General features: G+C 50.6%; 2 protein-coding genes. Both read left to right on the plus strand.

Going from position 1 to position 2,615, the window contains the following annotated elements; translation table 11 throughout:
* Positions 1–921 (plus strand): TrpB-like pyridoxal phosphate-dependent enzyme (locus WC490_08230; GenBank protein ID MFA5098585.1); only part of this gene is annotated, 921 nt, incomplete at its 5' end.
* Positions 922–945: 24 nt separating this feature from the next.
* Positions 946–2,615: DUF5693 family protein (locus WC490_08235; protein ID MFA5098586.1), on the plus strand; the 1,670-nt coding region annotated here is incomplete at its 3' end.

Consider the following 2,615-nt stretch of genomic DNA (forward strand, 5'->3'; position numbering starts at 1 on the left):
GGCTCCTCCCTTGCCTTTGCGTGTGGAATTTTTGGGTTAAAATGCACTGTCTATATGGTAAAGGTAAGTTATGAACAAAAGCCGTACAGAAAATCGCTCATGAGAACATGGGGTGCAGAAGTATTTGCTTCGCCTTCCGACAAGACCAATTCCGGAAGAGAAGCCCTAAAGGCAGATCCGAACAGCAGCGGAAGCCTGGGACTTGCCATCTCGGAAGCGGTTGAGGACGCGGCTACTCATGATGACACTAAGTATTCCCTTGGGAGCGTGCTTAATCATGTCCTGTACCATCAGTCGATAATAGGTCTTGAAACAAAAAAGCAATTGGAACTGGCAGGAGAAAGACCGGATGTCCTGATCGGCTGCGTGGGCGGAGGGAGCAACTTTGGCGGGTTCGCTTTCCCATTTATTCCCGAAAAGCTTAAGGGACAGAACATCAGGATGGTGGCGGTGGAGCCCACTGCCTGCCCAACTTTAACAAAAGGACCTTACGCTTACGATTATGGCGACACCGCAAAACTCGCTCCGATGGTGAAAATGTTCACTCTGGGCCACGGATTCATGCCTCCGGGAATACATGCCGGAGGCCTCAGATACCACGGAATGTCGCCGATCGTATCGCTACTTGCCAAAAAGGGACTTGTGGAAGCAAAAGCCGTAACTCAAACTTCTGTTTTTGAGGCCGGCGTGCTCTTTGCCAAGACCGAAGGCATCCTGCCGGCGCCTGAGACCTGCCACGCGATAAAAGCGGCAATTGACGAGGCAAAAAAGAACGAGGGAAAATGCATTGTATTCAATTTTAGCGGCCACGGCCATTTTGACCTTTATTCCTATGACAAGTTCCTTGAAGGCAAAATGGAAGATTATGAATATCCCGACGATATGGTCAACTGCGCACTGAAGGACCTGCCAAAAGTCTGAGGACGTCCATAAGGAGAAAAGGCTGTGAAGAACAGAGCTGTTTTCTGGTCCCTTGCGGCCTTGATCGCCGTGTCGCTGCTGCTGTCTCTGAGGATATCGCTTGAGCGTATCGCCGTTGAAAAGGCCAATTCCTCTGTAGAGATCGCCATGGACTGGCAGGACATCAAAAAACTTTCCTTAAGGGAAGGCCTGCCCATGGATGTACTGCTAAAGAAACTTAAAGGTGCAGGGCTTACCTCTGTTTCCATTACCGAGGATACGCTGGAAACTCTGGAACTGGAAGGACAACTGGCATGGCTTACAGGATATGAGCAGTCAACGCTCTATAAAATAAGCAAGACCCCAAGATCAGTGAACAAGCTCAAGGACAAATACAGAAGGGCGGTCAGCCCCTCGGCAAAGACCGTTCTTAGGACCGCTTCACCGGACCCCCTGCGCAGTTTTGTGATAATAAGCGACCAGAAACTGGCAGCCAGGGTAAAAGACGGCCTTGCTCTTGTTCTTGGCAAAGACAGGGTCAAAGCAACAGGACAGCAGGAAAGCGGGCTATGGGAACTTGAGGTCTTGGACGATGAGGAAGAACTGATGACGCTTGGCCTTGGTTTTTCTTCCCAAAAGTTCTCCTATCTGGTCAACAGGGGATTTTTTGTCATCCCGCGGTTTAGGAATAATTACAGGATCGGCAAAGAGACAGCACAGAAAAAACTTGCTGCCGCAGCCGCGCTTGGGCCTTACTATACGGTGGTTTTTGAAGGCGACGAAGTCCTCGGATATAAGAACAATACCAAAGGGATCGCCTCCGCGCTTAAAGAGGCCGGTATCAATTACGGCTATATAGAGATGGCAGAGCAAAAAGGCGATAGCGCGCTCCTAAAAGCCCTTCAGACGGGCATTGTAAGAGTGCACAGCATCAGCGAGGACGAGATGGCAAAAAAGATGACAAAAACGGAAGCCATCGCGCGCTTTGACAGGGCGGTTTCTGAAAGGGGAGTACGGCTGCTTTATATAAGGCCTTTCTATATTAATGACAGCGGCCTCAGCCTTGCCGATACCAACGCCGTTTACATATCCTCGCTAAAACAGGTCTCAAAAAGAGCGATGAACTCCCTTGGGCAGGCGGACAGCCCTTCGAAACTGTCGGTTTCAAAGGCTTCGCTGGTGGTCTTAAGTTTGGGCATCTGTGCGGGAGCGCTTTTTCTTTTGTCCTGTTTTACGGGCATCCATCCTTATTTTGTAATGCTCTGCCTTGCGGCAGCCATTCTTATGCCCCTGGGTTTTGACCAGTTTGGTCTTATGATCACCTTCAAAAAACTGGCTGCCCTTGCCTGTGCGGTCATATTCCCGTCGCTTGCCATAACCTCATCATTCAAAAGGGAAGACCGCCGCACTTCGGTCATAGCTGTATCCGGAGCTATCTTAATGTGCCTAAAAAGCTACGGGATCGCTCTTATAGGCTCTCTTTTTATCGTGGGACTCCTTGCCGACACCCGGTTCCTCATAGGGTCACAGCAGTTCATAGGCATCAAGTTCGCTTTTCTTGCCCCGCTCCTGGTGATCGGGGCCTTCGGCGTGCTCTTTGAGGAGGGAGGGGCCAGAAGCCTTGCCAAGAGGCTGTTTGACTGGCTTAACACACCGCTTACGATGATGAATGTCGCCCTGGCGCTTACTATCGCGCTAGCCGGAGCGGTCTATCT

Source organism: Candidatus Margulisiibacteriota bacterium (assembly GCA_041650635.1).
Taxonomy (GTDB): Bacteria; Margulisbacteria; WOR-1; order JAKLHX01; family JBAZKV01; genus JBAZKV01.